This is a genomic window from Ideonella sp. A 288 (assembly GCF_002198735.1).
Classification (GTDB): Bacteria; Pseudomonadota; Gammaproteobacteria; order Burkholderiales; family Burkholderiaceae_C; genus Pseudaquabacterium.
This window is the reverse complement of record NZ_MWLO01000155.1, coordinates 209,124-227,479: the sequence shown is the minus strand read 5'-3', so window position 1 is coordinate 227,479 and position 18,356 is coordinate 209,124. Positions and strand designations below refer to the sequence as shown.

The following is an 18,356-nucleotide window of genomic DNA, read 5'->3' as shown; positions in this document are numbered from 1 at the left end:
ACACGCGGCAGGTGGCGATGCAGCGCCAGGGCCTGACCGCCAGCACCAGGCGCGCGGCGACGGCGGCGTCCTCGGCCAGCACCGCGTCGCGCCCGGCCCAGGCCGCATGGGCGCGCGCCGCGGCCAGCGCGAACAGCGGCGCACGCAGCGAGGCCACGCCCAGCGCCTCGGCCGCCTCGCACAGCGCCTGCACGATGGCGTCGTCGCAGCGCACCGACGGCAGGCGCCGCCGCGCGTCGGCCAGCGCGTCCGCCGGCAGCATCGGTGCGTCGTCCCCGGGCAGCGGCAGCGCCGACAGGTCGACCTGCAGGCCGAGCCGCTCGCGCAGCGCGGCGGGCGGGGCCTCGTCGCCATCCCGGCCTTCGTCCAGCGCCACCACCGCCAGGCGCGCCGGGGCGCTGGCGGTCAGGCCCTGGCGCTGCATCGCCACCTGCCGCGTGTCCAGCACCATGGCCAGCCGCGCGGCGGTGGCCGGGCTCATGCGCTCGGCCATCGCGGCCAGCACGAAGCCGCCGTCGCAGCGGGCCAGCAGGCCGGGCTGGGACACCGCCTGGCCGCGCTGCAGGGTGGCGCCCAGGTCGAGCCCGCCGAGCAGGCGGTCGTCGTCGATGTGCAGCGGCATGCGCTGCCAGGGCGTGCCGGCCGGGCAGGCCGTGCGCAGCAGCGCCAGCCAGTGCTCGCGCCGCGCATCGGCCGCGCCGCGGCTTCGCATGACACGGCCGGGCCACGATCCCACGCCGGCCCGCCNCACTGGCTGGCGCTGCTGCGCACGGCCGCGCCGCGCAGGCGCGCGCCGCCCAGGCCCGGCGGATCGAGCGCCAGCAGCACCGCAGCGCGGCGGGCGTCGGCCCAGGGGTCGGCGGGCATGGCAGACCCGCGTCCGACGGGCGCATCGGCCGATCTCCCGGGGGAATGGCGGGCCGGCGTGGGATCGTGGCCCGGCCGTGTCATGCGAAGCCCCGGTGCGGCCGACGCGACGTGGACCCGGCGGGCGCGGTCACGCCCCGAACATCTCGGCCAGCGCGCGCTCGACGCGCACCGTCGAGCCCGCATCGTCGAGCGGGTTGCGGCGCAGTCGGTGGCGCAGCGCCGACGGCGCCATGCGGCGCAGGTGCTGGTCGGTCACGGCCTTGGCGCCGTCCAGCGCGGCCAGCGCGCGGGCGGCGCGCATCAGCGTGAGCTCGCCGCGCAGGCCGTCGGTGCCCAGCGCCATGCACAGCGTGGCGCCGCGCTCGAGGATGGCATCGGACACGCTCACCTCGGGCAGGCGGGTGCGCGCGGCGGCGATGCGCTTGGCCAGCTTTGCGTCTTCCTTGTGCCAGTGCCCGACGAAGGCATGCGGATCGCGCTCGTAGGCGTCGCGGCGCTTGACCACCTCCACCCGCGTGGGCAGGTCGGTGGGCGTCTTCACCTCCACCGACAGGCCGAAGCGGTCGAGCAGCTGCGGCCGCAGCTCGCCCTCCTCGGGGTTGCCGCTGCCCACCAGCACGAAGCGCGCGGGGTGCCGCACCGACAGGCCCTCGCGCTCGACCACGTTCTCGCCCGAGGCGGCGACGTCGATGAGCAGGTCGACGAGGTGGTCTTCCAGCAGGTTGACCTCGTCGATGTACAGGAAGCCGCGGTTGGCCCGCGCCAGCAGGCCGGGCTCGAAGGCCTTGATGCCCTGCGACAGCGCCCGCTCGAGGTCGAGCGCGCCGACGACGCGATCTTCGGTGGCGCCCAGGGGCAGGTCGACCACCGGCACCGGCACCTGGTGCGTCTTGGGCTTGCCGCGCCCCTCGAGCGCGGCACAGTCGCTGCAGGCGCCGACGCGGGAGGCCGGGTCGCAGCCGTAGCGGCAGCCCACCACGGCGGTCATCTTCGGCAGCAGCGCGGCCAGCGCCCGCACCGCGGTGGACTTGCCGGTGCCGCGGTCGCCGAACACCAGCACGCCGCCGAGCGTGGCGTCGACGGCGGCGATGAGGATGGCCTGCTTCATCTCGTCTTGTCCGACGATGGCGGAAAAAGGAAAGCTGGCTGGCACGGGCGAACTCTCGGTGGGTGGCTCTTGTGTCACGGTAGCACATACAAAGAATGTGTCAATCTTGATTGACAACTGGCGCGGTGTGTGGCGAGCCGCACCGATCCTGCATCGGCCCTGCGGCGCGGCGACGCTCAGCCGCCCGCCCGCCACCGCGCGCGGATGGTCTCGATCCGGTCGCGGTTGACGCCGAGGTCTTTGCGGCCCAGGCGCGAAGCGCTGCGCACCTGCACCACCCCCGCGGCCGGGTCGACCCAGAACTCGGCATCGTCGACGAAGCGCAGCAGGGGGTGCTGAACTCCACCTGCAGTGCTGCTGGCCACCGCTGCCTCGGTCATCGCTTCGCAGGCCAGGATCTCGGGCGCCTACTCGATGACCAAGCAGGCCATCCAGCTCGTCCTGCTGCCGCGCATGCGCATACTCAACACCTCGGCACAGGAGGTCGGCCAGATCTGCGTGCCCCTCGTGAACTGGGTCGTGATGGCCGCGGTGGTTCTGGCCACGGTGGGCTTCGGCAGTTCATCGGCGCTGGCCTCGGCCTACGGCATCGCTGTCACCGTCACGATGTTTATAACGACGGTGCTGACCTTCTTCGTCGTGCACCATGTCTGGAAATACACGCTGGCACTCGCGGTGGCCGCCACGGCCTCTTTCCTGGTGATCGACGCCGTATTGGTCGTGTCGTGCTCCTTGAAGATCCTGCAGGGCGGCTGGTTCCCGCTCGTGATGGGGGCCGCGATCTTTGCCGTCATGGCGACCTGGAAGCGTGTGGCCGCGAACTGCTGATCGAGCACATTCGCAACGACGACCCGGAACTGCTGCCCTTCATCACCTCACTGGCCGAGGATGAAACGGCCCATCGCGCGGCGCGCACCGCGGTGTACGCAGTCGCCAATCCTGGCACCGTCCCCCAGGCGCTGATGCACAACATCAAGCACTACCAAGTCCTGCATGAGCAGAACCTGATCATGACCGTGAACTTCGAGGAAGTGCCCAAAGTGCCTGAGGTGGAGCGTGTACAGGTCACGCCTCTGGTCAAGGGCTTCTGGCGGGTGCAGGTGAACTACGGCTTCATGGACGAGCCGGAAGTCTCCAAAGCGCTGAAGCTGTGCGCCAAGCAGGGCTTGCCCATCGATCAGGACGCCATTTCCTACTTCCTCAGCCGCGAGATCGTTGTCCCGACGCGCGGTGCGGGAATGGCACATTGGAGAGAGGCCCTCTTCGCGACCATGTCGCGCAACGCAGGAAGCGTGGCGGACTTCTTCAGGTTGCCGCACAACTGTGTTGTCGAGCTCGGCACTCGAGTGCAGATTTGAAGCTTGCGCCCGAAGGCCGCGGGTCGGGATCGTCGGTGACGACTTCGTTGAAATCAATTCCGACGCGTTGACTGCTTTGTGACTTCGAATTTCGAGCTCCCACCGACAGCTTGGGGTCGGGACTTGCCGCTCGCTGCTCGTGGAAGCTGACGCCGGCGGGGCATCACCCAGTGGCTAGGTTTCCGTCCCGCGCGCCATCGCAGATACGCGGCAGCACCCCTAGGCAAAGCGGCCGGGACAGCACCATCCCGTGCGCTCAATACTCAATCCGCATGTATGGCCGGAAGCTGCGGCAGCTCGGTTGCAGCTAGGTGCAGACCGTCCGCGAGCGCGGCCGCCGACAATGCGCCAATGGAAGCGCTGATCCGCCATACACGCTTGGTCTGCGCCGCGCTGGTGGGTGCGGCTGCCGCCATTGCCACCTTGTCCGCCGCGGCCGCGCCTGCTGCGCCGTCGCCTGTGCAGACGCAGGTGTATGCACTCGACGGCCATCGCGTGACGCTGGACGTGTTCCTGGCTGCCGGTCCTGTGCGCGGAGCTGCAATCCTCTCGCACGGCTTCACGCGCAGCCGGACCACGTTGGCGGGCCATGCGCAGGCACTGGCAGATGCCGGCGTGCTGGCGCTGACGCCGGACCTGCCCTGCACGTTCGACTTCCGCTGTAACGCCCGCGCCATCGCCGTGCTCGTGGGCTCGCTGCGCGCCGGCGGAACCTTCGGCGCCCCTGTGGAGCGGATCATGCTCGTGGGCTTCTCCGCCGGCGCGCTTTCCAGCCTGCTGGCGGCGGACACGCCAGGTGTGGTTGGATTCGTCGGCCTGGACCCGTTCGACCGCACGATGACTGGGGAAGCTGAGCGGTTGGGCTTGGCGGCGGCCGGCCGGCTCCGTACTGAGGCGCTGCTGCTGCGTGCACCGCCGACACGCTGCAACGCCGAAGCCGTGGCCGCGCCCTGGGGCACCGTGCTGCCAGCGCTGTGGCGCGATGAGCTGATCGCGGGTTCTTCCCACTGCGACTTCGAGTCGCCTACCGACTGGATGTGCCGCCTCGCGTGCGGCGACACCGACCCGGCGCGCCAGCAGCGGGTGCGTCAGGGGCTGCTGGACGCCGCGGCACGCTGGATGCACTGAGCCGGCCAAATGCGGGATCGCCGGGTTCGGGGTCGGCGCGCAACCCCTTGCGGAAGGCCTCGGCCCGTCTGCATCCGCAGCGGCGAATGCGGCCAAGCTGATCATGAGCACGTGCGCCCGCTCGGGTTGGAGGCCATCTGCATCGACGACGATGCCTGCCAGCGTCAAGTTTCAGAGTCGACTGGTCGCTCGCCCCGGCGACCATTGGCTGGCAGCTTTAGGCAACCGCCGACATTCATCCGGCGAATCCGAACGGCTGCAACCAGTGTAAAGCGGCTGCCGGCAATGACCGCCAAACGAGCGCGGTTCCGAATTGCCAACATCGCTTATCAGGGGCGCTTGCCATCTGTGACGGAGCGGGACAACGTCTGGCCACGTCAGACAAGAAACCTCGTGGAACTGAACCGCCGCGCGGATTACAAGGGGCGGTGTGAGTTTGAATGGGCAGCGCGGGAGGCTGGCGCTCGATCATGTGCGCTGGAGCGCCGTCACTGACCAGATCGATGCGGCGGCCCGACTCACACTGGCGCATCAGTCGCCTCGTGCTTGGGGTCGCCCGCCTGCAGGAATGCCGCCCATTCAGCCATCAGCAAGACCCGCCGCTCGAACAGATCGCCTCGCCGATAGGCCGCCTCCACTTTGTTGGCGACTGTGTGGGCCAGTGCCATCTCGGCGACCTCGCTGGGATAGTTGGTGTGCTCGGACGTCCAGTCCCGGAAGCTGCTCCGAAAGCCATGTGCCGTCGCGTCCACGCCCATGCGCCTGAGCACTGCCGTCAAGCTCATGTCCGAAAGCGGTCCACGCAAGCCGGGAAGTACCAGCTTGTCAGGCTCGCCGGCCGGCAGCGCGCGCAGCAGCGCCATCGCCGGTGCAGACAACGGCACCCGATGCTCGCGGCCGCCCTTCATCCGCTGCGCCGGCACGGTCCAAAGCATTGCCGCTAGATCCACCTCCGCCCAGGTCATCCCGCGGACTTCGCCCGATCGTGCCGCCGTGAGGATCGCGAACTCGAGTGCCCTGGCGCCCTGCCCGGCTCGCAGTCGCAGGCGGGCCATGAACTTCGGCATCTCGGACACGGGCACCGCCGCGTGATGCTGGACGTTCGCTACCTTGGAAGCCTTGGGCAGCGCGGCGTCGAGATTACCGCGCCAGCGCGCCGGGTTGGGGCCTTCGCGCAGTCCATGCGCGGCGGCGAAGTCGAGAACAAGCTCGATACGGGACCGAACCCTGCTGGCAGTCTCGGTCTTCGTCGTCCAGATTGGCTCCAGCACCTTGATCACGTGCGCTGTAGTCACATCACTGACCAGCAGCGGCCCGATCACCGGTTCGGCGTAGGCTTGAAGGGTGGCGCTCCATTGCGCGCCGTGCTTGGCGTTCTTCCAGCCCTTCTCATGCTGGGCGATGTACTTCATCGCGACGGCGCTGAAGGTCTGCTGGGTGCTTTGCTTGGCGGCGGCGGCGCTCCGGGCTGACGCACGCTGCGAAATCGGGTCGGTGCCCTGCTCGACCAGGGCCCGGTGGCTGCGTGCCTTCTCTCGGGCTTCGGCCAGCGTGACCGTCGGAAAGCTGCCCAGCCCCATTTCGCGCTGCCGACCGTTGATGGTCACCCGCAGAACCCAGCTGCGCGCCCCGCCGGCGGTGACCTGCAGCGCCAGCCCGTCGACGCCCCCCACACTCCAGCGGCCCGGCTGCGCCAGGCGCCGGACCTCCAGAGCAGACAGTTCGCGGGCCTTTCTCGGCATGGCTGTACCCCTTACTTACCCCCGATAGAAAACGAGATTGTATGGGATTGAGTTGGACCGCACGGTACCAGCTTCTGAGCCGCTGCACCCATGAAAAAGGCCCCTTGCGGGGCCTCTTCAAAGCATGCTACTGGCGGAGAAGGAGGGATTCGAACCCTCGATACGGGAGAACCGTATACCGGATTTCGAGTCCGGCGCATTCGACCACTCTGCCACCTCTCCTGATTCTTCCCGTCCGGCACCTTGGCGCCGGAAGAGCCTCACCCGGGGTCGGCGGGTGAAGCCTCAAATTCTAGCGCATCACGCGCGGATCGATTCCAGGCCCCCCAGGTAGGGCCGCAGCGCGGCCGGCACGCGGATGCTGCCATCGGCCTGCTGGTGGTTCTCGAGCACCGCCACCAGCGTGCGGCCCACGGCCAGGCCCGAGCCGTTGAGCGTGTGCACGAGTTCGGTCTTGCCCTGCGCGTTGCGGTAGCGCGTCTGCATGCGCCGCGACTGGAAGGCGCCGCAGTTGGAGCACGAGCTGATCTCGCGATAGGTGGCCTGCGCCGGCAGCCACACCTCGAGGTCGTAGGTCTTTGTGGCGCCGAAGCCCATGTCGCCGGTGGACAGCAGCACCACGCGGTACGGCAGTTCGAGCATGCGCAGGATGGCCTCGGCGTGGCCCACCATCTGCTCGAGCGCAGCGTCGCTCTGGTCGGGCGACACCACCTGCACCATCTCGACCTTGTCGAACTGGTGCTGGCGGATCATGCCGCGGGTGTCGCGGCCGGCCGAGCCGGCCTCGGACCGGAAGCACGGGCTGTGGGCGGTGAGCTTCACCGGCAGCGCCTCGGCCGGCAGGATCTGCTCGCGCACGCTGTTGGTCAGCGAGATTTCCGAGGTCGAGATCAGGTACTGCTCGGCCTGCTCCTCCGAGCCGCCGCGCAGCACCCAGAACATGTCTTCCTTGAACTTGGGCAACTGACCGGTGCCTTCGAGGATCTCGCGGTTGACGATGTAGGGCGTGTAGCACTCGGTGTAGCCGTGCTCGGTGGTCTGCACGTCCAGCATGAACTGCGCGAGCGCGCGGTGCAGCCGCGCCACCGGGCCCTTCATGAAGGTGAAGCGCGAGCCGCTCAGCTTGACACCGGTCTCGAAGTCCAGCCCCAGCGGCGCGCCCAGGTCGACGTGGTCCTTGACCGTGAAGTCATAGACTCCCGGCGTGCCCCAGCGCCGCACCTCGGCGTTGGCGGTCTCGTCGGCACCCACCGGCACGCTGGCATCGGGCAGGTTGGGCACGCTCATCAGCATCAGCGACAGGTCGGCCTGCAAGGCCTCCAGGCGCTCGGCGCCGGCCTTCATCTCGTCGGCGATGCCGCCCACTTCGGCCATCAGCGCCGACGCGTCATCGCCCTTGCCCTTGGCCATGCCGATCTGCTTGGACAGGCTGTTGCGCCGGGCCTGCAGCTCTTCGGTGCGGGTCTGCAGCGTCTTGCGCTCGGCCTCGAGCGCGGTGAAGCGCGCCACGTCGAGGAAGGGTTGCGGGGTCTTGCGGGTGTCGAGCCGGGCGACGACGCTGGCGAGGTCGCGGCGCAGCAGGGTGATGTCGAGCATGGGAAGGTCCTTGGAAACGTCGGGCAATCATCGAAACGGCACCTCGAGGTGCCGTTCACGCGCTGGTCAGGCACACGGCGACGGGGGTCAGGATCGTGAGGCGGAGAACTCGCGCATCGACCGGTCGCCCAGGCCCAGCGGCAGCGGGAAATGCACCGTTTCCTCGACGCCGGCCATGCGCCGCACACTGGTGGCCCCCAGCGCCTTGAGCCGCGCGATGACCTGCTGCACCAGGATGTCGGGTGCCGACGCGCCGGCGGTTAGGCCCACGCGCGGCCGGCCGTCGAACCAGGCGGCCTGCAGGTCGTCGGCCGCATCGACCATGTGCGCGGGGGTGCCCAGGCGCTCGGCCAGTTCGCGCAGGCGGGTGCTGTTGCTGCTGGTCGGGCTGCCGACCACGATGACGATGTCCACCTGGGGCGCCATCACCTTGACCGCGTCCTGGCGGTTCTGCGTGGCGTAGCAGATGTCCTGCTTCTTGGGTTCGCGCACGTGCGGGAACAGCCGCTTCACCTCGGCCAGGATCTGCGCCGCATCGTCCACCGACAGCGTGGTCTGCGTCACCACCGCCAGCTTGCGGCCACGCGGTTGCACCTTGGCCACGTCGGCCACGTCCTCGACCAGGTAGATGCCCTCGGACAACTGGCCCATCGTGCCCTCGACCTCGGGGTGGCCCTTGTGGCCGATCATGATGAACTCGAAACCCTCTTTGGCCAGCTTCGCCACCTCGACATGCACCTTGGTGACCAGCGGGCAGGTGGCGTCGAACACCTGGAAGCCCCGCGCGGCGGCCTCGTCGCGCACCGAGCGGGCCACGCCGTGGGCGCTGAACACCAGCGTGGCACCGGGCGGCACGTCGGCCAGGTCTTCGATGAAGATGGCGCCCTTGGCTTTGAGGTCGTTGACGACGTAGGTGTTGTGCACGATCTCGTGGCGCACGTAGATCGGGGCGCCGTAGCGCTGCAGGGCCCGCTCGACGATCTCGATGGCGCGGTCGACCCCGGCGCAGAAGCCCCGCGGTTCGGCCAGCAGCACTTCATCGACCCGGGTGTTCATCACAGGATGCCGATGACCTGCACTTCGAACGCCACCGCGCGGCCGGCCAGCGGGTGGTTGAAGTCGAACAGCAGCCAGCCGTCGCCCACCTCGCGCACCAGGCCGGCGTAGGTGCCGGTGCCGTCGGGCGTGGGGAACTGCACCGCGTCGCCGACCTCGTAGGTGGCGTCGGCGTCGCCCAGCTCGTGCAGCAGCGCCAGGCTCACCCGCTGCACCAGCTCGGGGTTGCGGTCGCCGAAGGCTTCGCCGGCGGCCAGCGTGAAGGTCTCGTGCGCGCCTTCGGCCAGGCCGATGAGCCGTTGCTCCACCGCCGGGGCCAGTTGCCCGGCGCCGAGCGACAGGGTCGCGGGCGGCCCGCCGAAGGTGTTGACGACGTCGACACCGTCGGGTTCCGACAGCCGGTAGTGCAGGGTCAGGAACGACCCCTCCTGAATGGTGATCACGCCAATGGGGGAGATGAAGGCTCGGAGCGAGCGAATAGACTGGGCCCGATTCTACGAGGCGCCCAGCGCACGCGCCGCACCCCCACCCCCGGCCAGCCGCATCACCACCTCCCCGCCATGTCGATCAAGGACCTGCCCGCCGCGGCCCGACCGCGCGAGAAGCTGCTGGCCCAGGGGCCTGCCGCCCTGGCCGACGCCGAGTTGCTGGCCCTGCTGCTGCGCACTGGGCTGAAGGGCACCGGCGTGCTGCAACTGGCCGACCAGGTGCTGGCACGCCACGGCGGATTCAGCGGCCTGCTGCACGCCGACATCGCCGACCTGGGCGGCATCAAGGGCCTGGGCCCGGCCAAGCGGGCCGAGCTGGCCGCGGTGATCGAGATGGCGCGCCGCGCGCTGTCGCAGCGGCTGTCCGCGGCGCCTGTGTTCGAGTCGCCGGCCGAGGTGAAGCAGTATGTGCAACTGCACCTGGGCGAATTGCCGCACGAGGTGTTCGCGGTGCTCTTCCTCGACAGCCAGCACCGGCTGCTGGGCCTGGAAGAGATGTTCCGCGGCACCCTGGCGCAGACCAGCGTGTACCCGCGCGAGGTGGTGCGCCGCGCGATGTCGCGCAACGCGGCGGCGGTGATCCTGGCCCACAACCACCCGTCGGGCATGGCCGAGCCGTCGCACGCCGACGAGTTCCTGACCCAGGCGCTGAAGAACGCGCTGGCGCTGGTGGACGTGCGCGTGCTCGACCACCTGGTGGTGGGGCGTGGCGCGGTGGTGTCGTTTGCCGAGCGGGGCTTGCTGTGACGAGGGCGGGCTTCGTCGGCCTGGGGCCAGCCGCTGCGGCAAGGCCGCCGCACAGAGGTCGCCGACCGTGAAGCTGCGCAGCCTCACCGAGCTCGGCCCGCACTGGAAGGCCGCGCGCGAGACGAACCGGCGACACGAGCGCGAGACCGCCGAGCGCGCGTTGCGCGAACGCGACCAGCGGCGGCGCCAGCAGGTGCAGCACGACCTGTTCGCGCGCAGCGTGGGCCCGGTGCACCCGATCCGCGACCGTGGCATGGCCGAGATCGACCTGCCGCGCCCGCCACCGCACCCGCGGCAACGCGAGCTGGACGAGCAGGCCGCCGTGCGCGCGTCGATGTCCGACGAGGTGACGCTCGAATCGCTGCTGCTCACCGACGACGGCCTGAGCTTCCGACGCGCCGGCATCGGCCCCGACGTGGTGACGCGGCTGCGCCGCGGCCACTGGGCGCTGCAGGGCCAGCTCGACCTGCACGGCCTGAACCGCGAGGAGGCGCGCGACGCGCTGGCCGCCTTCGTGCGCGAGGCCCACCGGCGTGGCATGCGCTGCATCCGCGTCGTGCACGGCAAGGGCCACGGCTCGCCGGGGCGGCAATCGGTGCTGAAGGCCAAGGTGCAGCGCTGGCTGGCGCAGCGCAACGAGGTCATCGCCTTCGCGCAGGCCACGGGGCCGCAGGGCGGCGCGGGCGCGCTGGTGGTGCTGCTCGCGGGCCTGTGACGGCCCGGCCCGGGGCGGGTCAGCCGCCCTGGTTGCGCATCCAGTCGGCCGTGCCGAAGAAGCTGGCGGCCAGGCGCTCGGCCAGGGCCGGGTCGACCTCCATTTCGGCCATCGCCTGCACCATGCAGGCCATCCACTGGTCGCGCTCGGCGATGCCGATGGCAAAGGGCAGGTGGCGGGCGCGCAGACGGGGGTGGCCGAAGCGGTCGGTGTAGTGGCTGGGACCGCCCAGCCAGCCGCACAGGAACCAGTGCAGCTTGTCGCGCGAGCCCGACAGGTCGGTGGGGTGCAGGCGGCGGATGCCGGCCGCGGCCGGCTCCAGGTCCATCAGGTCGTAGAAACGGTCGACCAGCGCGCGCACCGCGGCTTCGCCACCCAGGCGTTCGAAGGGGGTCGGGCCGGGCTCGGGGGTGTCGGGTTCGGTCACGGCATCAGGGGGTGTCGCCGGCCAGGCGGCCTGCAGCCAGCGCCAGCGCGCGGGCCGCGGCACAGCCCGGCAGGGTGTCGAGCAGCAATTGTCGCCGCTGCACGGCCTCGCGCACCGCCACGTCGTGCGGCACCTCGCCGATCAGCGACAGCTTCAGCGGCTGCTCACGGCCCGGGTTGACGAAACGGTCCACCACCTGCTGCAACTGGGCGCGCACACCTCGGCCTTCACCGCTGCGCTGCACCTGGTTGACCAGCAGGTGCATCGGCCGCAACGGCTGCGTGGCCACCAGCACCTTGACGGTGGCGTAGGCGTCGGTCAGCGAGGTGGGCTCGGGCGTGGCGACGATCAGCACTTCATCGGCCAGCGACACGGTGAACAGCACCACGTCGGAGATGCCGGCGCCGGTGTCGAGCAGCACGTGGTCGTAGCGCGGGCGCAGCCGGGCCACCACGTCGTGCAGCTTGTCGCCCACTTCGGGCGTCATGCGCGAGTACTCGACCATGCCCGATCCGGCCAGCAGCACCGAGAAGCCGCCAGGCGCCGGCAGGATGGCCTCGTCCAGCGTCAGCTTGCCGGTGAACACATCGTGCAGCGTGAGCTTGGAATACAGGTTCAGCACCACGTCGAGGTTGGCCAGGCCCAGGTCGGCGTCGAGCACCAGCACCCGCTCGCCGCGCCGCGCCAGGGCGGCGGCCAGGTTGGCCGCCACGAAGGTCTTGCCCACGCCACCCTTGCCGCTGGTGACCGCGGTGATGCGGGCCCCCTTTTGCGGCGGGTCGGCCGGTGCGCCGCGCAGTGCCGTGGCGGGCGTTGTCGTCGTCATTCGTCGTCCTGGCTCGGTGTGGCCGCGAACAGCAGCCCTTTTTCCTCGGCGCTCACCTGCAGCTGGGCCGATGGCTCGAGACAGACGCGGTCGCGCCCCTCGGACTTGGCACGGTAGAGCTGCCGATCGGCGCGCTGCATCCACAGCGCCGGACTCGACCTCACCCACTGCGGCGCGAACGCCCCGCCCACACTGACCGTCACGCTCACCGAGCGGCCGTCGGGCAGCATCACCTGGTGGCGGGCCACACGGCTGCGCACACGGTCGGCCACGGTGGGGCCGAAGGCCGAGTGGCAATTGGGCAGCACCACGGCGAACTCCTCGCCCCCGATGCGCGAGACCAGGTCCATCGGCCGCACCGTCTCGGCCAGCGCCTGGCCGACCGCCTGGATCACCAGGTCGCCGGCGGCATGGCCCAGGGTGTCGTTGACACGCTTGAAATGGTCGATGTCCACCATCAGCAGCAGGGCCGATTCACCGGCGCGCGCCACGCGGTCGACCTCTCGGGCCAGCGCCAATTCGAAATTGCGGCGGTTGGCCAGGCCGGTGAGCGGATCGCGGCTGGACAGGTCCACCAGGCCGTCGATGACCGCCTGCAGCCACGCCGGCGACCCGGCCGGCGCCGCCGGCTCGCCCTGCCCGGCGTGGCGCAGCAGGGCCAGCGCGGATTCCAGCCGGAGGCCCCCAGGCGTGGTCTCGGCCCCTTGCGCAGACAGGCCGTCGCCCATGCGGTCGACCGGCCGTTCGGTGAGCACCGAAGACAGATCGGCAAGCAAGGCGGCGAGTTCGGGCGCTGGTGCGGAGTCCACAGACGGGCATCGTGGAAAGGGTGACGGCCAGTCTAGCAGTGGGGGTATTGGCGACTGGCCGCGAAATGCCCGGTGAAGCGGGCGTACTTCGCGGGGCCGCCAGCCCTGTGGCTGGGTCAGACTGCGTCGAGCCCCGCCGAGTGCCCCGACATGACCGAAACCACTGCCCTGCCCAACCTGGCCCGAGCATCGCCCGGTGCTGACACCGAGTTCAGCTTTTCGCCGGCCGACTTCGACAAGGTGCGCGAACTGATCTACCAGCGCGCCGGCATCAGCCTGCACGCGGGCAAGCAGGCGATGGTGTACAGCCGCCTGTCGCGGCGCCTGCGCGAGACCACGCACCGCGACTTCGCCAGCTACCTGCAGTGGCTGCAGTCGGCCACCGGGGCGGATGCGGAATCGGAGTGGCAGGAGTTCGTCAATTGCCTGACCACCAACCTCACCTCGTTCTTCCGTGAAGAGCATCACTTCCACGCCCTGGCCGAGGACCTGCGCGCCGTGCAGGGCCGCCAGCCGCGCCTCTGGTGCAGCGCCGCCTCCACCGGCGAGGAGCCGTACTCCATCGCGATGGTCGTGTCCGAGACGCTGGGCCAAGGCGGCCCGAAGATCCTGGCCAGCGACATCGACACCAAGGTGCTGGCCACCGCCCGCCGCGGCGTCTACGACGCGGCGGCCCGCGGCCTGTCGGCCGAGCGGCTGCAACGCCACTTCCTGCGCGGCCGCGGCAACAACCAGGGCTTCGTCCGCGTCAAGCCCGAGCTCGCCTCGATGGTCGAGTTCAAGTCGTTCAACCTGATGAGCCGCGACTGGTCGCTCGGCGACCCGTTCGACATGATCTTCTGCCGCAACGTGATGATCTACTTCGACGCCCCGACCCAGCGCCGCGTGCTGCAGCAGATGCACCGCGTGCTCCGCCCCGGCGGCCTGCTGTACGTGGGCCATTCCGAGAACTTCACCGATTCGCGAGATCTCTTCCGCCTGCGCGGCAAGACGATCTACGAACGGGCCTGACCGCCGCGAGGACCCGCCCATGCTGCCCTCCCCTGCCGCCACGGCCGCCCAGCGCGCCCCTGCCCGTCCCACCTCCTCGCTGAACAGCTCCGTGCGGCTGGACAAGCTCAAGGCCGCACCGCGCAAGGCCGGCGAGGCCTCGTTCTTTTTCTGGGACGCCCACTTCCGCAACGACTGCGTTAAGGTGCTGCCGGGCGAGTACTTCGTGCACGACGAGGACATCCTCATCACGACCACGCTGGGCTCGTGCATCGCCGCCTGCCTGTGGGACCGCGATCGCCGCATCGGCGGCATGAACCACTTCATGCTGCCCGAGGGCGTGGGCGACTCGGGGCGCTACGGCTCGTACGCGATGGAACTGCTGATCAACGAGATGATGAAGCGCGGCGCCACGCGCTCGACGCTGGAGGCCAAGATCTTCGGCGGCGGCGCGGTGATCAGCGGCATGAGCAGCATCAACGTCGGCGAGCGCAACACGCAGTTCGTCATCGAGTACCTCAACACCGAGCGCATCCCCATCGTCAGCCGCGACGTGCTGGAGATCTATCCGCGCAAGGTGGCCTTCCTGCCGGCCAGCGGCAAGGCCATGGTCAAGCGCCTGGCCCCCGCCCACGCCGAGGCGCTGGTGGCCCAGGACCGCGCTGCGGCGCAGAAACCCGTGCCGGCCAACGCCGGCGCCGGCTCGGTCGACCTGTTCTGAGCTTTCGACATGGAGCACGACAAGATGGGCAAGACCCGCGTGGTGGTGGTGGACGACTCGGCGCTGGTGCGCGGTCTGCTCACCGAGATCATCAACCGACAACCCGACATGACCTGCGTCGGTGCCGCCAGCGACCCCTTCGTCGCGCGCGAGATGATCCGCAACCTCGACCCCGACGTGATCACGCTCGACGTGGAGATGCCGCGCATGGACGGCATCGACTTCCTGGCCAAGCTGATGCGCCTGCGGCCGATGCCGGTGGTGATGGTGAGCACGCTCACCGAGCGCGGCGCCGAGGTGACGCTGCGTGCGCTGGAACTGGGCGCGATCGACTTCGTGGCCAAGCCCAAGATCGGCGTGGCCGACGGCCTGCGGCAGCTCGCCGAGGACATCACCGAGAAGATCCGCACGGCGTCGAAGGCCCATGTGCGCCGCCTGCCGCCGGCCGCGGCGGGGGCTGCCACGGGCGCGGCCGGCGGTGCCGCGTCGGCCGCGGCCCAGGGCGTGCGCGCTGCGGCGCCGATGGCCGGTATGGGGCGGCTGTCGACCGAGAAGATCATCTTCATCGGTGCGTCCACCGGCGGCACCGAAGCCACCAAGGAAGTGCTGATGAACCTGCCGCACGACGCGCCGGCGGTGATGATCACGCAGCACATGCCGCCTGGCTTCACCCGCAGCTACGCCACGCGGCTGGACGGCCTGTGCCGCATCCGCGTGAAGGAGGCCGTCGACGGCGACCGCGTGCTGCCCGGCCATGCCTACATCGCGCCGGGGGGCATGCACCTGTCGGTGGAGCGCTCGGGCGCCAATTACTTGGCGCGGGTGCGCGACGGCGAACCGGTGAACCGCCACAAGCCCTCGGTGGAGGTGCTGTTCGACTCGGCGGCCCGGGTCGTCGGGCCGAATGCGGTGGCCGTGATGCTCACCGGCATGGGCGCCGATGGCGCAAAGGCCATGAAGGCCATGCGCGACGCCGGCAGCTGGAACGTCTGCCAGGACGAGCAAAGCTGCGTCGTCTTCGGCATGCCACGCGAGGCCATCGCGCAGGGCGCGGCCCACGAGGTGCTGCCGCTGCAGCGCATCGCGGCGGCCCTGATCGAGCGCCTGCGCAGCACGGTGGGCGCGGCGATGCACCGGGTCTGAGCAGCGCGGTCGGCGCGCAGCGCCGGCCCGTTCAGCGATCGGCCGGCAGGAACAACTGCTGCAGGTCGGACAGGAAATCGAAGCCGCGCACCGTGGGCCACACCCGCGCGGCGTCGCGCTCGACCAGGCCGCGGGCCTCGGCCTGCGCCAGCGGCGCCGCGATCGACGACAGCGGCAGCCCGGTGCGGGCCTGGTAGTCGGCCAGCGCGAAGCCCTCGCGCAACCTCAGCGCATTGAGCATGTACTCGAAGGGCAGTTGCGCGCGCGGCACCTCGTCGTCGTTGCTCATCGCCTGGCCGGCCAGGGCCTTCTCGATGTAGCCCATCGGCTCGCGCCAGCGCACCTGCCGCACCACGCGGTGCGGGTAGCTCAGCTTGCCGTGCGCACCGGCGCCGATGCCCAGGTAATCGCCGAAGCGCCAGTAGTTCAGGTTGTGCGCGCAGCGGTGGCCGGGCCGCGCGAAGGCCGACACCTCGTAGCGCTGCAGCCCGGTGGCGGCGGTGCGCTCGGTGATGAGGTCGAGCATGTCGCTGGCCAGGTCGTCGTCGGGCAGGCCGGTGGGCGGCGCGACCGCGAAGCGCGTGTTGGCCTCGATCGTCAGGTGGTAGATCGACAGGTGCGGCGGCTCGAAGGCCAGCGCCTGGTCCAGGTCGGCCTGAAGGTGGGCCAGGTCCTGCCCCGGCAGCGCGTACATCAGGTCGATGTTGAAGGTGTCGAAGGCCTCGCGCGCCTCGGCGATGGCCGCCCTGGCCTGCGCGCCGTCGTGCACGCGGCCCAGCGCCTTCAGCATGGTGTCGTCGAAGCTCTGCACGCCGATCGACAGCCGGGTGACGCCGGCCGCGCGGAAGGCCTTGAAGCGTTCGCGCTCGAAGGTGCCGGGGTTGGCCTCCAGCGTGATCTCGCAGCCGGCCTCCAGCGGCAGGCGGGCCCGGATGCCGCCGAGCAGGCGGTCGATGCCCTCGGGCGAGAACAGGCTGGGCGTGCCGCCACCGATGAACACGCTGACCACCGGCCGGCCCCACACCTGCGGCAACGCCGCTTCGAGGTCGGCCATCAGCGCATCGAGGTAGCGTGCCTCGGGCATGCCCCCGGCACCGGCGGGCATGGCGTGGGAGTTGAAATCGCAGTATGGGCACTTGGCCAGGCACCACGGCAGGTGCACATACAGCGACAGCGGTGGCGATTCACCGAGTTGCAGCGTGCCGGGGCGCAGGTAGCGCTGGACCAGGTCCATGCTCACCCCAGGTGCCAGGCCTCGCGCAGCAGCCCCCGCATCTGCGCTGCCGCGCGGGCGCGGTGGCTGTGCTGGTTCTTCACATCGGCGGCCAGTTCGGCCACCGTGGCGCCGAGCGCTGGGATGTGCATCAGCGGGTCGTAGCCGAAGCCCTGCTCGCCACGCGGTGCCAGCAGGATCTCGCCGGGCCAGCGGCCCACGGCCACCAGCGGCTCGGGATCGTCGGCATGGCGCAGCGCCACCAGCGTGCTGATGAAATGCGCGCGCCGGTCGGCGATGCCGGCCAGGCGCTCGAGCAGGCAGGCGTTGTTGGCGGCGTCCTGGCGGCGGCGGCGTGCCTCGCGGTCTTCGCCCGGTGAGTCTGGCACCTCCCCCGCAAAGTGAGCGGAAATCACCCCCGGGGCCCCGCCCAGCGCGTGCACGCACAGGCCGGAGTCGTCGGCGATCGCCGCGCCGCCGCTGGCCGCGGCCGCCTGGCGCGCCTTGGCCAATGCGTTCTCGACGAAGGTGTGGTGCGGCTCGTCGGCTTCGGCGATGTCGAGTGTGCCCTGCGCGACCAGGTCGAGTGGCAGGCCGCCGAAGAGCGCGCGCAGCTCGGACAGCTTCTTCGCGTTGTTGGAGGCCAGCACCAGGCGCATGGTCGGCGCCTCAGCGGTGCGCCAGCGGGCTGGCCAGCGCCGTCTGCTGGGCGAGCGCGAGTTCGCGGATGCCCTTGTCGGCCAGGTTCAGCAGGGCGTCCATCTCGGCGCGCGAGAACGAGGCCCCCTCGGCCGTGCCCTGCACCTCGACGAAGCCCCCGGTGCCGGTCATGACGACATTCATGTCGGTGTCGCACGACGAGTCCTCGGTGTACTCGAGGTCGAGCAGCGGCGTGCCTTCCACGATGCCCACAGACACCGCCGCCACCGAGTTGCGGATCGGGCTGCGCTCGAGCTTGCCCTGCGAGATGAGCCAGCTCACCGCGTCGTGCGCGGCGACCCAGGCGCCGGTGATGGCCGCGGTGCGCGTGCCGCCATCGGCCTGCAGCACGTCGCAGTCGATCAGGATGCTGCGCTCGCCGAGCGCCTTCAGGTCGAACACGCAGCGCAGCGAGCGGCCGATCAGGCGCTGGATCTCCTGCGTGCGCCCGCTCTGCTTGCCGCGCGCGGCCTCGCGGTCTCCGCGGGTGTGGGTGGCGCGGGGCAGCATGCCGTACTCGGCCGTCACCCAGCCTTCGCCGCTGCCGCGCTTGTGCGGCGGCACCTTCTCTTCCACCGACGCGGTGCACAGCACCTGCGTGTGGCCGAAGCACACCAGCACCGACCCTTCGGCATGGCGGGTGAAGCCGCGGGTGATGATGACGGGACGCAAGGCGTCCTTCGCACGGCCGCCCGCGCGCTGGAAATCACTCATGGGAAG

The 18,356-nt window shown here is 70.4% G+C and carries 20 protein-coding genes, 1 tRNA gene and 1 pseudogene; 8 read left to right on the top strand and 14 right to left on the bottom strand.

Annotation, left to right across the window (positions count from 1 at the left end; all coding sequences use genetic code 11):
* The 3 genes and pseudogenes from bchD to EOINJALH_RS28015 all read right to left on the bottom strand — a co-directional run.
* Window positions 1–712: pseudogene (gene bchD / locus EOINJALH_RS28025) on the bottom strand (magnesium chelatase ATPase subunit D); the annotation flags it as partial.
* Between the two features lie 285 nt (window positions 713–997).
* Window positions 998–2,023: a magnesium chelatase ATPase subunit I gene (gene bchI / locus EOINJALH_RS28020; RefSeq protein WP_088286410.1), complete on the bottom strand. Its 1,026-nt coding sequence runs from the start codon at window positions 2,021–2,023 to the stop codon at window positions 998–1,000.
* 131 nt (window positions 2,024–2,154) lie between these two features.
* On the bottom strand, window positions 2,155–2,343 hold the full coding sequence (locus EOINJALH_RS28015) for a DUF1499 domain-containing protein (RefSeq protein ID WP_234414081.1): 189 nt from the start codon (window positions 2,341–2,343) through the stop codon (window positions 2,155–2,157).
* Between EOINJALH_RS28015 and EOINJALH_RS33075 the strand changes: the two genes are divergently transcribed.
* From EOINJALH_RS33075 to EOINJALH_RS28005, 3 genes are all read left to right on the top strand, one after another.
* On the top strand, window positions 2,330–2,806 hold the full coding sequence (locus EOINJALH_RS33075) for a KUP/HAK/KT family potassium transporter (RefSeq protein WP_234414080.1): 477 nt from the start codon (window positions 2,330–2,332) through the stop codon (window positions 2,804–2,806). The genes EOINJALH_RS28015 and EOINJALH_RS33075 overlap by 14 nt on opposite strands.
* Window positions 2,704–3,336 carry a KUP/HAK/KT family potassium transporter gene (locus tag EOINJALH_RS28010; RefSeq protein ID WP_234414079.1) on the top strand — a complete coding sequence of 211 codons (633 nt, stop codon included), beginning with the start codon at window positions 2,704–2,706 and terminating at the stop codon, window positions 3,334–3,336. Before EOINJALH_RS33075 ends, EOINJALH_RS28010 begins: the two co-directional genes overlap by 103 nt.
* A 351-nt stretch (window positions 3,337–3,687) precedes the next feature.
* A complete protein-coding gene (locus EOINJALH_RS28005; protein ID WP_088286408.1) occupies window positions 3,688–4,464 on the top strand; it encodes an alpha/beta hydrolase in 777 nt (258 codons plus the stop codon).
* Between the two features lie 518 nt (window positions 4,465–4,982).
* Here EOINJALH_RS28005 and EOINJALH_RS28000 read toward each other — a convergent pair.
* The 5 genes from EOINJALH_RS28000 to EOINJALH_RS27980 form a co-directional block, all read right to left on the bottom strand.
* Complete coding sequence (locus EOINJALH_RS28000) at window positions 4,983–6,206, bottom strand: site-specific integrase (RefSeq protein WP_199873492.1); 1,224 nt, start codon at window positions 6,204–6,206, stop codon at window positions 4,983–4,985.
* Between the two features lie 131 nt (window positions 6,207–6,337).
* Window positions 6,338–6,428 (bottom strand) — tRNA-Ser (locus tag EOINJALH_RS27995).
* Window positions 6,429–6,506: 78 nt separating this feature from the next.
* A complete protein-coding gene (gene serS, locus EOINJALH_RS27990; protein WP_088286406.1) occupies window positions 6,507–7,802 on the bottom strand; it encodes a serine--tRNA ligase in 1,296 nt (431 codons plus the stop codon).
* An 87-nt stretch (window positions 7,803–7,889) separates the two neighbouring features.
* Complete coding sequence (ispH, locus tag EOINJALH_RS27985; RefSeq protein ID WP_088286404.1) at window positions 7,890–8,858, bottom strand: 4-hydroxy-3-methylbut-2-enyl diphosphate reductase; 969 nt, start codon at window positions 8,856–8,858, stop codon at window positions 7,890–7,892.
* Window positions 8,858–9,301: a peptidylprolyl isomerase gene (locus tag EOINJALH_RS27980; RefSeq protein WP_088286402.1), complete on the bottom strand. Its 444-nt coding sequence runs from the start codon at window positions 9,299–9,301 to the stop codon at window positions 8,858–8,860. Before EOINJALH_RS27980 ends, ispH begins: the two co-directional genes overlap by 1 nt.
* A gap of 117 nt (window positions 9,302–9,418) precedes the next feature.
* Between EOINJALH_RS27980 and radC the strand changes: the two genes are divergently transcribed.
* Both radC and EOINJALH_RS27970 read left to right on the top strand, forming a co-directional pair.
* Window positions 9,419–10,093 carry a DNA repair protein RadC gene (radC, locus tag EOINJALH_RS27975; protein WP_088286400.1) on the top strand — a complete coding sequence of 225 codons (675 nt, stop codon included), beginning with the start codon at window positions 9,419–9,421 and terminating at the stop codon, window positions 10,091–10,093.
* Window positions 10,094–10,160: 67 nt separating this feature from the next.
* Window positions 10,161–10,808, top strand: a complete 648-nt coding sequence (locus EOINJALH_RS27970; RefSeq protein WP_088286398.1) for a Smr/MutS family protein — start codon at window positions 10,161–10,163, stop codon at window positions 10,806–10,808.
* Between the two features lie 19 nt (window positions 10,809–10,827).
* On the opposite strand, the gene EOINJALH_RS27965 is transcribed toward EOINJALH_RS27970, so the two are convergent.
* The 3 genes from EOINJALH_RS27965 to EOINJALH_RS27955 are packed head-to-tail and all read right to left on the bottom strand — an operon-like array spanning window position 10,828 to window position 12,870.
* A complete protein-coding gene (locus tag EOINJALH_RS27965; RefSeq protein ID WP_088286460.1) occupies window positions 10,828–11,235 on the bottom strand; it encodes a group II truncated hemoglobin in 408 nt (135 codons plus the stop codon).
* A 4-nt stretch (window positions 11,236–11,239) separates the two neighbouring features.
* On the bottom strand, window positions 11,240–12,061 hold the full coding sequence (locus EOINJALH_RS27960; protein ID WP_088286396.1) for a MinD/ParA family protein: 822 nt from the start codon (window positions 12,059–12,061) through the stop codon (window positions 11,240–11,242).
* Window positions 12,058–12,870 (bottom strand): GGDEF domain-containing protein, encoded by an 813-nt coding sequence (locus tag EOINJALH_RS27955; protein WP_310732354.1) that lies wholly within the window; start codon window positions 12,868–12,870, stop codon window positions 12,058–12,060. The genes EOINJALH_RS27960 and EOINJALH_RS27955 overlap by 4 nt, the downstream gene beginning before the upstream one ends.
* Before the next feature lie 150 nt (window positions 12,871–13,020).
* Here EOINJALH_RS27955 and EOINJALH_RS27950 point away from each other — a divergent pair, with 150 nt between their 5' ends.
* From EOINJALH_RS27950 to EOINJALH_RS27940, 3 genes are read left to right on the top strand one after another with little or no spacing between them, the layout of a single operon-like run.
* Entirely contained in the window at window positions 13,021–13,881 is an 861-nt protein-coding gene (locus tag EOINJALH_RS27950) for a CheR family methyltransferase (protein ID WP_088286394.1), read from the top strand.
* 19 nt (window positions 13,882–13,900) lie between these two features.
* On the top strand, window positions 13,901–14,581 hold the full coding sequence (gene cheD / locus EOINJALH_RS27945) for a chemoreceptor glutamine deamidase CheD (RefSeq protein WP_088286392.1): 681 nt from the start codon (window positions 13,901–13,903) through the stop codon (window positions 14,579–14,581).
* 24 nt (window positions 14,582–14,605) lie between these two features.
* Window positions 14,606–15,724, top strand: a complete 1,119-nt coding sequence (locus EOINJALH_RS27940; protein ID WP_088286456.1) for a chemotaxis response regulator protein-glutamate methylesterase — start codon at window positions 14,606–14,608, stop codon at window positions 15,722–15,724.
* 31 nt (window positions 15,725–15,755) lie between these two features.
* Here the strand turns inward: EOINJALH_RS27940 and hemW are convergent, their stop codons facing one another.
* Genes hemW through rph form a run of 3 tightly spaced genes read right to left on the bottom strand, consistent with a single transcriptional unit; the run spans window position 15,756 to window position 18,350 of the window.
* A complete protein-coding gene (gene hemW, locus EOINJALH_RS27935; protein ID WP_088286390.1) occupies window positions 15,756–16,958 on the bottom strand; it encodes a radical SAM family heme chaperone HemW in 1,203 nt (400 codons plus the stop codon).
* Window positions 16,959–16,960: 2 nt separating this feature from the next.
* A complete protein-coding gene (locus tag EOINJALH_RS27930) occupies window positions 16,961–17,596 on the bottom strand; it encodes a non-canonical purine NTP pyrophosphatase (RefSeq protein WP_088286388.1) in 636 nt (211 codons plus the stop codon).
* 10 nt (window positions 17,597–17,606) lie between these two features.
* Window positions 17,607–18,350 (bottom strand): ribonuclease PH, encoded by a 744-nt coding sequence (rph, locus tag EOINJALH_RS27925; protein ID WP_088286386.1) that lies wholly within the window; start codon window positions 18,348–18,350, stop codon window positions 17,607–17,609.
* Window positions 18,351–18,356: the final 6 nt, after the last annotated feature.